The 14056-nt window shown below is 43.4% G+C and carries 13 protein-coding genes; 2 read left to right on the top strand and 11 right to left on the bottom strand.

Annotated features, from left to right (window positions below; all coding sequences use genetic code 11):
* Window positions 1–55: 55 nt before the first annotated feature.
* Genes D8785_RS07590 through D8785_RS07580 form a run of 3 tightly spaced genes read right to left on the bottom strand, consistent with a single transcriptional unit; the run spans window position 56 to window position 2006 of the window.
* Entirely contained in the window at window positions 56–886 is an 831-nt protein-coding gene (locus tag D8785_RS07590; RefSeq protein WP_125375025.1) for a hypothetical protein, read from the bottom strand.
* The gene (locus D8785_RS07585) at window positions 883–1683 is read right to left on the bottom strand and encodes a hypothetical protein (protein WP_125375024.1); all 801 of its coding nucleotides are present in this window, start codon (window positions 1681–1683) and stop codon (window positions 883–885) included. Before D8785_RS07585 ends, D8785_RS07590 begins: the two co-directional genes overlap by 4 nt.
* On the bottom strand, window positions 1680–2006 hold the full coding sequence (locus D8785_RS07580) for a PadR family transcriptional regulator (RefSeq protein ID WP_125375023.1): 327 nt from the start codon (window positions 2004–2006) through the stop codon (window positions 1680–1682). Before D8785_RS07580 ends, D8785_RS07585 begins: the two co-directional genes overlap by 4 nt.
* 234 nt (window positions 2007–2240) lie before the next feature.
* On the opposite strand from D8785_RS07580, the gene D8785_RS07575 reads away from it, so the two are divergent.
* Window positions 2241–4205, top strand: a complete 1965-nt coding sequence (locus D8785_RS07575) for a peptide ABC transporter substrate-binding protein (RefSeq protein WP_125375022.1) — start codon at window positions 2241–2243, stop codon at window positions 4203–4205.
* Window positions 4206–4363: 158 nt separating this feature from the next.
* Here the strand turns inward: D8785_RS07575 and D8785_RS07570 are convergent, their stop codons facing one another.
* From D8785_RS07570 to D8785_RS07540, 8 genes are all read right to left on the bottom strand, one after another.
* Entirely contained in the window at window positions 4364–6373 is a 2010-nt protein-coding gene (locus D8785_RS07570) for an FtsX-like permease family protein (RefSeq protein ID WP_125375021.1), read from the bottom strand.
* Window positions 6366–7133, bottom strand: a complete 768-nt coding sequence (locus tag D8785_RS07565; RefSeq protein ID WP_125375020.1) for an ABC transporter ATP-binding protein — start codon at window positions 7131–7133, stop codon at window positions 6366–6368. The genes D8785_RS07570 and D8785_RS07565 overlap by 8 nt, the downstream gene beginning before the upstream one ends.
* 175 nt (window positions 7134–7308) lie before the next feature.
* Complete coding sequence (locus D8785_RS07560) at window positions 7309–7566, bottom strand: SemiSWEET family transporter (RefSeq protein WP_003006102.1); 258 nt, start codon at window positions 7564–7566, stop codon at window positions 7309–7311.
* 157 nt (window positions 7567–7723) lie between these two features.
* Window positions 7724–9709, bottom strand: a complete 1986-nt coding sequence (locus D8785_RS07555; RefSeq protein WP_048715478.1) for an FtsX-like permease family protein — start codon at window positions 9707–9709, stop codon at window positions 7724–7726.
* Window positions 9710–10468, bottom strand: a complete 759-nt coding sequence (locus D8785_RS07550; protein WP_006596750.1) for an ABC transporter ATP-binding protein — start codon at window positions 10466–10468, stop codon at window positions 9710–9712.
* A gap of 15 nt (window positions 10469–10483) precedes the next feature.
* Window positions 10484–10612 (bottom strand): hypothetical protein, encoded by a 129-nt coding sequence (locus D8785_RS09880; protein WP_023022528.1) that lies wholly within the window; start codon window positions 10610–10612, stop codon window positions 10484–10486.
* A gap of 158 nt (window positions 10613–10770) precedes the next feature.
* A complete protein-coding gene (locus tag D8785_RS07545; protein ID WP_048715476.1) occupies window positions 10771–11745 on the bottom strand; it encodes a sensor histidine kinase in 975 nt (324 codons plus the stop codon).
* Window positions 11738–12415, bottom strand: a complete 678-nt coding sequence (locus D8785_RS07540) for a response regulator transcription factor (RefSeq protein ID WP_006596753.1) — start codon at window positions 12413–12415, stop codon at window positions 11738–11740. The genes D8785_RS07545 and D8785_RS07540 overlap by 8 nt, the downstream gene beginning before the upstream one ends.
* A gap of 183 nt (window positions 12416–12598) precedes the next feature.
* Between D8785_RS07540 and D8785_RS07535 the strand changes: the two genes are divergently transcribed.
* Window positions 12599–13783 carry a DUF2974 domain-containing protein gene (locus tag D8785_RS07535; protein WP_125375019.1) on the top strand — a complete coding sequence of 395 codons (1185 nt, stop codon included), beginning with the start codon at window positions 12599–12601 and terminating at the stop codon, window positions 13781–13783.
* The last annotated feature ends 273 nt before the right edge of the window (window positions 13784–14056 follow it).

Below are 14056 nucleotides of genomic sequence, written 5' to 3'. Positions count from 1 at the left end.
CATGCTTGCTCGTTGGTTTCCAACAGAAAAGGGGAGCGTCCTCCCCCTTTTCACTCTATTCACCATTTTCTGTCTTGTTCTTTTTCAAGGCGCGAATCGTGAACCAATAGTAAATCATCAATCCTATAGCAATGATTACCGTAGGTAGGATCATAGTCATGGTAGAATTCTGAATCCCTTGTGCCAAAGTCCAGCGATGCAAGAATCCCACTACTAAGAAGGACAGAATAGGAAAGATGAAGGCACGAGCAAACTCTTCTTTCCACTGCCACAGGATAAGTCCTGCACAAGCCCCTGTAATGAGGAAGGTATCCCATGGATTCGGCACTGTTAACCAAGCAAAAGCTGGCAAGAAACGGAGCCCCACTATCTCACTAGCGAAATAGAATCCTAGAACGAAAACGACTGCTACATAAATTGCTTTTTTTGACTTCTCTTCTGCAAAAATAAGGCGACGAAGGAGATAGAATAGTAACCCAACGACTAAAATACCTAAAATACTATCCGTTAGATAGACGAGTGGCTTGAGAACCAGGACTGCTTGCGAAGCAAAATCACTTAAGAGGCGATAGAAAATCACGATTCCCGAGACGATTGCACCATACTTCAGAACGGAGCGCGTGGATTCTTTAGGCATATTCTCTATGATTTGGTCTGCCATTCCCTTTGGATCTTGTCCAAAATAGTCCTTGGCTGTCAATCCATCACCGCTTGCTTGCGAAAAATCTAGCGCAAGATTATAGACCTGCTCTCTTAAAGCTTTCTCCTCATATAAGAAGCCGGCAAAATTGAAATAATCCCAGAGATCTTGGAAATAAGCTTGATCCTCCTGGCTAAAGGTTTGAACCAAAGCCTGCGTTTCTTCATAATAAATAGCAGATGTCATGATGTTTCCCCCTTTCTTTGGAGACGAAATACAATGAAGGACAAGACCAGTCCTATCAGAGGGAGTAGCCAGCGTAATGAATTGGCTGTTCCTGGATTCACTAAGCGAACACAGCATCCAGTTACAAAGAAAGTAACCCCCATGACCAGTAGGCTAACAGCGAGCCGTCCCTGATTTCTATAGGTCATGATCGTAAATCCAAGAAGAACTAGAAAAGTCAGAACAATCGCCCAACCATCTGGCAAAAGGATACTTCGATTCAGACTCAAATGGTCAGAAAATACTCGCTCTATCCTAGGAGACAAGGTCAGACTGATTACACTGATGATAAGAGCCCAAGGCCACTTGATTTCCCCATAGCTCTGTTTGGACCAAAGCCACATCATGAATTGACTGAACACTACGAAAATGAGTAGATCTAGCAGATATGTTAAGGGAGCAATCACCAGTGGCATCATCCAGGCAAAATCCATTACAAACCGCATGCCAACGAAAATCGTTCCAAGAATCAAGAATAACCTCACATAAGAACCTAGCCTGCGTCTAGGTAACTCCGAGAGAACTTGGTCCATCATTTCCCTTGGATCCTTTCCGTAGTAGTCCATCGCACCAATCCCGTCTCGCTCAGCAACTTTTAGATCGCAAACCATATTGTAGAGCTGTTCACCGAGTGCTTCATCATCATAAAAATAGACCTTTGCCCCAATATAGGCCACCATTTTTTTTACATAGGCTTGATTCTCCTTGTTTAGATGATTCAGTTCATCGGACATTTTTTCTGTATAATCTTCGATCATTCTTCCCCCTCCTTTTTCACGCGTTCTACTTTAATGACCAGATCCTGCCACTGGTCCCAAAATTCCTCTAGACGCTCTCTTCCTTCCTTTGTCAGAGAGAAATATTTACGATCAGGTCCATCCGGAGAGGGCCTCATCTCTCCTATTATGACTCCCTGCTTCTCTAATTTCTGAAGCAAGGGATAAACGGTCCCAGCAACAATCTTATCAAAGCCGGTTTCCTTGAGGCTTTGGATCAATTCATAGCCATAGATAGATTTCTTTGAAATAATTTCTAGAACACAACCTTCCAAGACACCCTTTAGCAATTGCGACTCTTTCATCCTTCTCCCCCTTTCTATTCAGGCTTCTTTTAGCTAGTTTGTTTTACATACTAGCCCTTTCACTATTAGTATACTCCACCCAAGCTAGTTTGTAAAGCATAATAGTGAAAATATTGGATAAAACTAAATAAATCCGAACAATATGACTAAATATACAATTAATTTCAAAAAACAATTGCTTTTTATAAAAAAAGGTGTATAATAATACAAAATCTTTATTAAAGGAGATAAGTGATGAAAAAATCTAAACTAGCTTTCCTAGCAGGTGTCACGGTTGCTTCAGCCCTGTTCCTTGCTTCATGTGGATCATCTTCAAAATCTTCTCAGACAAACACCTACTCATACGTGTTTAGCACTGATCCAGATTCTTTGAACTACCTCCTTTCAAACCGTTCTACAACAAGTGACGTTACAACTAACTTGGTTGATGGATTGTTTGAAAATGACCAATATGGTAATCTCGTCCCTGCACTAGCGGAAGATTGGTCTGTTTCTAAAGACGGATTAACCTACACTTATAAACTCCGTAAAGATGCAAAATGGTATGACTCAGAAGGAAACGAATATGCAGATGTCACTGCACAAGACTTCGTCACTTCTCTGAAATATGTAGCAGACAACAAGTCAGATGCCCTCTACTTGGTTCAAAACTCAGTAGCCGGCCTGGATGACTATGTCACTGGTAAAAATACGGACTTCTCTAAAGTTGGTGTCAAAGCCATTGATGAACATACCCTCCAATACACCTTGGCTCAACCGGAGTCCTTCTGGAATTCTAAATTGACGACTTCGACCATGATGCCAGTCAATGAAAAATTCCTCAAATCTGCAGGAAAAGACTTCGGTAGCGTCAAACCTTCTGGAATCCTCTACAACGGTCCTTACTACTTGAAATCCTTCACTTCAAAATCTTTGATGGAGTTTACTAAAAATGAGAACTACTATGATAAAGACAATGTGAAGATTGAAAATATCAAATTGACCTACTTCGATGGTTCTGACCAAGACTACCTAGCTCGTAACTTCTCTGATGGCAACTTGACCACAGCGCGTCTCTTCCCAACGAGCTCAACCTATAGCACCATTGAGAAAAAATTCAAGGACAATATCGTCTATTCACCGCAAGATGCGACTGTCTACTATNTCTACTTCAACGTAAACCGTCAAAACTACGGTCATACCGAGAAGACAACAGACGACCAGAAGAACCAAACAAAAACAGCTCTTCAAAACAAAAACTTCCGTCAAGCCATCAACTTTGCCCTTGATCGTACTTCACTAAGTGCCCAATCAAACGGGAAAGATGGCGCTAGCAAAACCCTTCGTACGCTTCTTGTACCTCCAACATTTGTGCAAGTAGACAACAAAGACTTCGGTAGCGTTGTCGAAGAAAAACTTGCTGCAACAGGAGATGATTGGAAGGATGTCAGCCTAGCTGATGCGCAAGATAGCATGTTCAATGCGGACAAGGCTAAAGCACAATTTGCTAAAGCCAAAGAAGAGCTCCAAGCACAAGGTGTTCAATTCCCAATCCACATCGACTATGTAGTTGACCAATCTTCTGCTAGTATTGTGCAACAAGCTGATTCAATGAAAGACTCCATCGAAAAAACATTAGGAAAAGAAAATGTTGTCGTGGATGTTCAGAAATTGTCTACGGAAGATGCGGACAACGCAACCTACTTCGCCCAAACACCAGACCAAAAAGACTTTGATATGGATATCGGTGGTTGGGGACCTGACTTCCAAGACCCATCAACTTACTTGGATATCTTCAATCCAGTAGATGGTTCAGCCTTAGCAGGTATGGGGATCAATCCAGCAACTGACCAAGCCCTTATCGAAAAACTTGGTTTGAACGAGTATAAACAACTATTGGATGATGCCAATGCAGAACAATTGGATACCAATGCTCGTTACGAAAAATATGCTGTTGCTCAAGCTTGGTTGACAGACAATGCCTTTGCCCTTCCTGTCTACTCTAAGGGTGCTGTCCCTTCTATCACGAAGATCAAACCATTTACAAAATCCTTCTCCTTGATTGGTATCAAAGACGGGGCTAGCTACTACAAGTACATGGAATTACAAAGTGATACAGTCACAACGGCTGACTACGACAAAGCTTATAAGAATTGGTTGAAAGAAAAAGAAGAATCAAACAAAAAAGCGCAAGAAGAACTTGCAAAACACGTCAAATAATGGTTGACGTCAAAACACCGAGGATCTAATCCTCGGTGTTTTTGATTAAGTAAAAACCTATCCTTGAAACTTTCTGCAACACTTAGCTTGTTCTAAGTAAAAAAACAGTTTGTCTACTTATCGTCTTTTTCATTTCTAATCTTATATAGATTCAAACGCTATCGCACGACAATCTTCCGATAACTTCTAGAAGTTAGAAGAAAGACAAGGACATAAGAGATGAAAAAGACAGCGCAGATGGAAAGAGTTGTTTGAAGGACCAGTCCCGCATTGGTCGCTCCTAAGATGGCAACGATCTTTGCAATCATCTTGTAGGCCACTCCTAGGTATAGGAAGGAGAAGAATAATGGAAGGAAGAAGACAGTGAGAATCTGTTTGCGAATGGTGGTGCCGGTTTGCTTTTGGTCCAATCCTACTTGTTGCAAGATCACAAAATTATCCCGATCCTCATGACCCTCTGAAATCTGTTTGTAGTAAATGACGAGTACTGTAGCTAATAGAAAGATGACCGATAGGAAAATCCCAATAAAGAGGAGAGTCCCTGCTGTTTCACGCCACTCCTTCTCTATGCTGTATCGTTCAAATCCACCAAAGAAAGTCGCACCATATTGACTCATTTTGTCTGTCGAATAAAGGTCTTTGATCAAGCCACTGATGAAATCTTGATTCTCTTTATCTTTTGCAGTAATAGCGAATTCCAAATTTTTATCAACTTTTAGTCCCAGTTGGTTCAAGTCAGGGAGGACAAGGTACAAACCCATTTGATGTTGAAACAGGTCGGATTGAGGGAGTTTTCCTTGGATAAAATTGGAGTCTAGTTTTTCTTTAATCGTGAAGGTCTTCCCATTGATTTCTAATTGCGAATCTAATTTTCCTGGATACTGATACCCATAGGCTAGGATTTCATTTTCCCCAAGCTCAACTTTTTGACCCGTCAGTTGCTCGTAGGTCGCCTGATCAAAAAAGTAGACTGTTCCCTCTGTCTTCATCTCCATCTCCTGACCAGCTTCTTGATAGGACTGTTCATAAACCTCTAAGCTCCTTCCATCAATCTTTCGAATTTCAGCCGACCAGTATGTTGTCTGTGCCACCTGATAATCTGATAGATTTGTCGCATCGGCTGTTTTCTTAATTTGAGCTTGAACATCCTTGATAACTGGTTCTGTCTTAGCATCTGAAGGCATATGCCCCACACTAATCATGTAATCAGAAGGGTAAACAGTATCTAGGTAGTTCTGTCCTCCAATAAAGATATTGAGCGACCCGGTTAAGGTTACCAAGACCATGGTGGAAAGAATACTAATGGTCGCAAGACCCGCTGCATTTTTTCGCATCCGTGCTATTAAGTTGGAGACAGATATAAAATTCTCTGGCTTGTAATAGTAGGATTTCCGACCTTTGAGAAATCTTAAGAAGGTAATAGATCCTGCGTTGAATAAAAGATAAGTCGCCAGAATGACTAAGATGACAGCAATAAAGAATCCTTGAACCGCTGCAACTGGACGCTCAACGGTTAGCGCTATATAAAACGCAATTCCTAAGAGCCCAAGTCCTAAAAGAGTTTGGACCAGCAAGAAGCGTCCCTTCTTCTCTCCTGCTTTTTTCTGTTGCATGAGGTGGAGGGAACTGTAGCGCAAGAGGCGGAAAGAATTCAACAAGAGAATGAGGCCAAAAGCTAAGGCTAACCCAAGTAAAGTGTTAAGAACAGCCCCTATCTGGAAGGTTGATTGAATGACGACTGGTAGCCCCATACATTTTAGGAGCAAGGCAAAAATCAGGCGATCAAATAAGAGCCCCAAACCCAGTCCTACTCCAACTGTGAGAACATAGAAGAAGAGCAATTCCCATAAGGTCATGATGAGGAGATGCTTCTTCTCCATTCCCAGAACACTGTACAAGCCCAGTTCTTTGGAACGATTTTTCATGACAAAGCCATTGGCATAAGCCACCAAAATGATGACGACCAGCTGGACGACGAAACTACCAAAACCAAGAACAGTTCTCGCCGCCCCCCCTCCGTAAGAATCCTCTAAATGAGGGGTAGATGACAAGGCGATAAAACTATAAAGGATCATGGTCGTTAAAATGACAGCCAGGGCAAAGGGGTAATAGAGTTTGCGATTTTGTTTGAGGTTGGAAAGAGCTAATTTACTTGTTAATTTAAACATCATGATCCTCCTTACCCGCCATGACCGTCAAAGTATCCGAGATTTCTTGGAACATCTGACGCTCAGTCTTTTCCCCGCGAAAGATTTGGTTGTAGAGAATTCCGTCCTTGATAAAGAGCACGCGCTTGGCCCGAGCTGCCGCTGCGGTTGAGTGGGTCACCATGAGGATGGTTTGCCCCACGCTATTGATATCTTCAAAGACATCTAGCAAAGCAGCCGAAGACTTGGAATCCAGCGCCCCTGTTGGCTCATCAGCAAGGAGGATTTCAGGTGAGGTGATGATAGCCCGTGCTACAGCCACCCGTTGTTTTTGCCCACCAGAGATTTCGTAAGGGTATTTTTCTAAGAGCTGGTGAATGCCTAACTCTCGACTCACGCTATCCACCTTGCTCATCATTTCCTTGACCGGTCTGCGCGAGAGGACCAGAGGCAAGAGGATATTGTCCTTGACGGACAAGGTGTCGAGCAGATTAAAGTCTTGAAAGACAAAACCTAGTTTTTCCCGACGAAAGCTGGACGCATCCTTGTTCTTGATGGTCGAGGTGTCGGTCCCATTAAGGTAGACCCGTCCTTCCGTCGGCTGGTCCAGCATGGCTAGGATATTGAGGAGGGTGGATTTCCCAGATCCTGATTCCCCCATGATGGCAACGTATTCACCCTTTTCAACCGTGAAGTGGATATCCTTTAGGGCTTCGACCTGCGTTCCTTGAAAGCGGGTTTTGTAGATTTTTTTCACATGTTGTACATCTAATAAGGCCATTTTCTTTCTCCTTTTCCATCCGATTGTACGATTAATATAAATTGAACTTCTTACACCTCTATTGTAACGATTTGAAGAGAGATCTACAATAAGCTAACCTTTCATTTTTACCCTGATTTCTTACATTTCTGTAAGATATTAAAAAACTAGCTTCCATGCGGGAGCTAGTTCCTTCTTATAAGGCTGTGATGGCTGTGATCAAACCAAAGATAATCCCCGGTGCATTGGCTGCAGCAAGTGGGATATCGCGTTCTTTTTTAAAGAGTCCGTAGTAGACCCAAAGGCTACAGTTGATAGCAGCAACTAAAGGTTGGACAAAGTTTCCTTTGTGACCAGCGAGGTTATCCATGATTTGTGGGAAGTAAGACACGTACATCATCACAGACATAAAGGTCGCAACCCAACCAAGAATTTTCATTTGTTTTTCATTCATTTTTATGACACCTTTCGTTTTTTAAGTATGCACTATTCTAACGCTTGCCCTCTTAAAATTCAAGTACTTTTTTCAACTGTTACTAAACTGTAAAGTGTCACAATCTTGTGATTTTGCAGTGCACAAAAAAGCCCGCTATAAGCGAGCTTCTCTTTTCCTAAATCTGCACAATCTTACGGTAACTCCGAGAGGTGATCCAAAAGACGATCAGGTAGGTGACGAGAAAGACGGCACAGACACTGAGGGTCACGATGAGGACTTGGCCACTATTGATGACACCGAGCACTTTGAGAATGAGACGAATCATATGATAGGCAAAGGCCAGGTGGACAAAGGCAAAGATGAGGGGAAGGAAGAAGACGGTCCGCACTTGACGGTTGATAGTCCGTTTGACCTCGTTTTCATCAAGCCCCACCTGTTGGAGGATGACGAAGCGGTCACGGTCTTCATAACCTTCCGAGATTTGCTTGTAGTAGATGACGATGACCGTTCCGACCATAAAGATCAGTGACAAGAAAATCCCGATAAAGAAGATGCCACCAAAGAGGCTATTCAACTCTGCCACATCATTGGCTCGGTTACCTCCATAGACAAATGTTCCTTGGCCCTGTTGACTGCTCAATTCATCGATCATCTTATCATAGCTAGCTGCCAGCTTGAGTTGCTGGTCTTCACCGACATTGACATTGAATCCACCATAGATATTGGTATAGATGGCAAGATTTGGAAATTGGGCGATAAAGGCTGAGAGATCTGGAACGATTAGGTAATTGAAATCCTCCGTCAGCATGTTATACATGTTGGGCAAGTGATCTGTGATAAAATCCTTGGTCACTTCTTCCTTTACTTGGAAGTCTTGGCCATTGATAGTAAACTGCTTTTGGCCTTTGAGAGCCTCGTTATGAGCAAAGAGGATAACTTGGTTGCCAGTCAGATCGGCCTCTTCTCCTGTCATCTGCTCATAGCTAGCTGCGTCAAAGACCATAAAGACGGTTTTGGGAGTGACGCTGCGTTCGTCAGCTGGATAGACCGTAAAGTCTGTGCCCTTTTGGGATTTGATTCCAAAGTTGGCATAGGTCATCAGGTCACGATTCTTGATTTCAAGCTGGTGCTCAGAAGCAAATTCATCAAATTTCTGATTGATTTGCTCCAGGTCTACCCCTTTTCCTTGGACAGAGAAATCATGAGGAGCCATAATTTTCTTGACCATTTCGCCACCAACATAGATGTTGGTCGCAGCAGAGATGGTCACTAGCACCATGGTTGAGAGGATGGCAATAGTCGCAAGTCCCACTGCATTTTTCTTCATGCGATAGATGAGGTTAGAGACCGAGATCATATTGTTGGGTTGGTAATAATAGCCCTTCTTTTTCTTAAGCAGATGCAAGAAGACGGTGATCCCAGCATTAAAGAGCAGGTAGGTTCCGATCATGACCAAGACAACCGCTAGAAAGAAAATCACAATCGCAGACAATGGGTCTTTGACTGACAAAGCCAGGTAGTAGCCAAAACTAAGAGAAACTAAACCCAGGATGGTTTGGGGCCACAAGAAGCGGGATTTCTTTTCACCACTAGCCTTCTCACGCGTCAACTGCAGGGCATTCAAACGGAGAATTCGCCAAGCATTGAGAAAAACTAGGAGGCCAAAGATGAGACCAAAGGTGACAAAGACCAAGATGACAATCCCAGGTTGGAAGGTGGATACCAGCTGGACCTTCATCTTCATGAGTTTCAAGAGAAAGGCAAAGATCAGCTTGTCAAAGAGAGCCCCGATCAACACTCCGCTTGAGATAGTCAAAAAGCCAAAGATCAAGAGTTCCTTGAAAATCATGCTGATGAGATGGCGCTTCTCAAGGCCCAGCATGCTGTAGATCCCCAGTTCCTTGGAGCGGTTTTTCATGACGAAGCTATTGGCATAGAGCACAATGATGGCCCCCGCAGCGTTGACCACAAACAGTCCCAAGCCTAGGGTGAAGAGCATGGGAGATCCCCCTCGAAGTTTTGAAATATGGGGATTAAAGGTCAGGGAGTCAAAGAGGTAGGCGATGGTCACTGCGAGAATGACTGCAATCGCAAAGGGATAATAAAGCTTGCGGTTCTTGATCAGATTAGAGCAAGCTAATTTAGTGGTTAATCGAAACATCTACTCCACCTCACTTGCCATGACCGTTAGGGTATCCGAGATTTCTTGGAACATCTGACGCTCTGTCTTTTCCCCGCGGAAGATCTGGTTGTAGAGAATCCCGTCCTTGATAAAGAGCACGCGCTTGGCCCGAGCTGCCGCTGCGGTTGAGTGGGTCACCATAAGAATGGTTTGCCCCATGGTATTGATATCTTCAAAGACATCTAGTAAAGCAGCCGAAGACTTGGAATCCAGCGCCCCTGTTGGCTCATCAGCAAGGAGAATTTCAGGTGAGGTGATGATGGCCCGTGCTACAGCCACCCGTTGTTTTTGCCCACCAGAAATTTCGTAAGGATATTTCTCTAGAAGTTGGTGAATGCCCAACTCTCGACTCACGCTATCGACCTTGCTCATCATTTCCTTGACGGGTCTGCGAGAAAGGACCAAAGGTAAGAGGATATTGTCCTTGACGGACAAGGTGTCGAGCAGGTTGAAGTCTTGAAAGACAAAGCCTAGTTTTTCCCGACGGAAGCTCGAAGCGTCCTTGTTCTTGATGGTCGAGGTATCGGTGCCATTGAGGTAGACTCGTCCTTCCGTCGGCTGGTCCAGCATGGCTAAGATATTGAGGAGGGTCGATTTCCCAGATCCTGATTCCCCCATGATGGCGACATACTCCCCTTTTTCAACAGTGAAGTGAATATCCTTTAAGGCTTCAACCTGCGTCCCTTGAAAGCGGGTTTTGTAGATTTTTTTGATATGTTGAACGTCTAGTAATGACATACTTTTCTCCTTATACTAGTAGATCAAGAAAAATTCTTGGGTTTGTTGTAGGACTTGGCGACCAAATTCCGCCTTTTCCAAATCGGTTTTCTTATTTGGTTTCTTAATCTTTTTGGGTTCTTTCATCCATTTCAAGAGTTTCATTTTCTTGACCTCCTTTATTTGATGAGACTATTGTATAAAAAATAAAAGGCGGTCACCATAACCTAACCTTTCATTTTTAAAATTAAATCTTACATTTTTGTCATTTTCAAATAAAAGAGAAGCTTAGGGAGAGAATCATTAGGTACCGACGAATTCTCCTAATCCATGACCAACTTCTTCTCTTCAAAACGTATAGCAACAGTCGTCCCTTGGCCGACTTGAGACGTCATCTGGAGTTGGTGCCCTAGCTGATCGGCAATCTTTTTAGACAGATAGAGGCCTAGTCCAGAAGATTGCTGGGTCAAATGCCCATTGTAGCCGGAGAATCCCCGCTCAAAGACACGGAGTATATCGCTATCCTTTATTCCAATCCCACTATCTTTCATATAAAGGGTCTGGTCTTTGAAATAGATCTCAATCCCGCCAGTGCTGGTATACTTAAGGCTATTAGACAGCAATTGCTCGATGATGACCAAGAGCCACTTGCGATCGGTAATGACGGCGACATCTAAGTCATGCAGATCCACCGTCAAGCCCTTTTGAATAAAGAAGATGGCATACTTTCGCACGACTTCTTTGACCAGCTCTTCGAGTGGAACACGCTTAAGAACCAAATCATCGTGAAAGCTTTCGAGTCTCAGATACTGGAGGACCACATTGGCATAGGAATCAATCTTAAAGAGCTCCTGCTCCATTTGTTGTCTCAGCTCGCTGTCTTCTATATTTTTAACTAAGAGTTGGCTGGCCGCAATGGGCGTCTTAATCTGGTGGACCCAGAGGGTATAGTAATCCATCAGGTCATTGTAGGTCTCTAGACTCACCGTTGTCTGCTCACGTTGGGCTTGCTGACTGGTTGCTAGTTTCTGACTCAAGACCAATTCTAGAGGGGTCTCAGGTAGTCCCTCCCCATAGAGCACTTCCTTCCGACAGGCCTGATACCCAGCTACAGCATCCCAAATGACCAGAAGAAGACTCAAAAAAGCCAAAATTCCTGTCAGGTAAAGGAGAAAATTGCGGTAGCCTTCGAATATATAGGCAAACAAGACCAGGGATGAAAGGAGTAACCCAATTAAATAGAGATAGCGACGGTGAGAAATCAGATAATGTTTGACAAATAAGAATCGATTATCCATTGCTCAACCCGTATCCTATACCTTTTTTCGTTTCGATAAAATGTTCCAGTCCTGCTTCTTCGAGTTTCTTCCGAAGTCTAGCTACATTGACCGAGAGGGTGTTATCATCAATAAAGAAATCACTGTTCCACAATTCCTTCATTAGATCATCCCGAGCCACTACACTTCCAGCTTTTTCAAAAAGGATGCGAAGAATTTGAAATTCATTTTTGGTCAAATTAACCACCTCTCCCTCGTAGACCAGATCCATGGATTTGAGATTGAGGATAGCGCCCCGGTGTTCTAACAAATCTTGATCAGTTCCAAACTCATAAGAGCGGCGAAGGAGACCCTGAATTTTTGCCAGAAGGACATTGGGATCAAATGGCTTGGTCACATAGTCATCGCCTCCCATATTGATAGCCATGACGATGTCCATAGCTTGATCTCGTGAGGATAAAAACATGATAGGGACCTTAGACACCTTACGAATTTCCTGGCACCAATGGTAGCCATTATAAAGAGGAAGGCCAATATCCATCAGAATCAGATGAGGATTGGTCTGGACGAAGGTCCCCAATACATCCATAAAGTCATCAACTGCAATAACTTCAAAGCCCCACTGCTCCATGATTTTCTTCACTTGTTGGCGAATGGTTTCATCATCTTCGACAAGAAGAATTTTGTGCATGCTCTTTCCTTCTCTTTCTTACTAGAGTATTACCCTTTCATTATATCAAATTATCCAAGGAGCATACATATTTTTCGCCATCTCAACTTACAGGTAACTCCTTTCGTCAATTTCCTATTTTTACTGAGGGGCTTTTCAGGTATTTTATGCTATACTGAACATACAGATACAAAGGAGAATCTCATGTCCACGATTTTTGATTATCTAGACTATGTCGCCTATGATTCCATCTACGATCGCCCTTTTAAGGAACTCGATGTCCTGGCACTGACAGAGCTGACCTATCTTCCTTTTGATCGGATCGTGCCTCAAGGGGATACGACCAATATTGAAGTCCGCTTATCTGATGCAGTAGAGCTAGTCGATCGAACCACAGATTTCATCGTGACAGACAAACACCTGCAATTAGTCGATATCCTAGCTACATCCAAACGCTTTAAGAATGTCAAACTTCTTAACTATGTCGACGAATATGACCCCGATGTTCAGAAGCAGTTTGCGGCTATGACCTATCGTCTTACCATGGATGTTTATTTAGTTGTCTTCAGAGGGACGGATGATACCTTGATCGGCTGGAAGGAAGACTTCCACATGACCTATATGGACCATGTCCCATCTCAGAGGCGTGCAGCCAGCTACCTACAACATGTCATGAAGGAATTTCCTAAAGGACGCTTTATGGTAGCCGGCCACTCCAAAGGGGGCAATCTCGCAGCCTACGCCTGCTCTTACCTTCCAGATCATCTGATTGAAAAGGTCGACGCCATCTACTGTTACGACGCGCCTGGCCTCAACAAGGCCATTATCGAAACGGAGGGCTATCAACGAATCGCGCACCTCGTTCACCGCTTTGTCCCGCAAGGGTCTATCGTTGGGATGATGCTGGAAGTTCCTGAGCCTGCTACGATTGTCAAAAGCCGAGCTTTTGGTGGCTTTGCCCAGCATGACGCCTTTACTTGGATGGTTGAAAAGGATGGATTTGTGACCCTGGATCAAACCAGTCCCGATAGCCAGCAGACCGACGAGACCCTGAAGCAGTGGGTTCGCGAAACATCGGCGGATGAGCGCAAGAAGTTCTTTGATACCTTTTTTGGCATTTTTCTAGACGCCGGCATCACTTCGATTAATGATTTGATGAACTTGAAAAATTTCTCCAAGATCAAAGATATCTTTCAAAACACTCAGGACCTAGACCCCACCGAGCGAGAAATGCTGGAACGTCTAGCCAAGCAACTCATCGACACCCGTGTCCAAGCATGGAAAAAATGGCAAACAGTCCCCCGTATCCTAGTTCAAATGGCTGCATTTTTCAAGCGCAAACAAGCAGTCGAGACCACCTCACCACTGCTCCTTGAACACAAAGAGTAAGTCTAAAGAGACAGGTTGAAGTAAGAAATAATCAACTCCTTCAGCACCTAGTGATAAACAATTGAAGCAAAACAAAACCCAGGAAATTGAATTTCCTGGGTTTTAAATGTAGACATACTATCGCTTTACATAAAACAGCTGGATGATTTTCAAAAAATGACTTTTATTTTTTAGTCATTTAAGAAGATGAAAAACTTTCCGCCGTGAGAAAAGTGCCTGAAACAAAGTTGTTTCAGGCATTCGGGAGTTTTGAACCTAAGGAAAGTTTTAAAA

The organism is Streptococcus australis, assembly GCF_003943615.1.
Lineage (GTDB): Bacteria > Bacillota > Bacilli > Lactobacillales > Streptococcaceae > Streptococcus > Streptococcus australis_C.
This window is presented reverse-complemented; position numbering and strand designations above follow the sequence as displayed.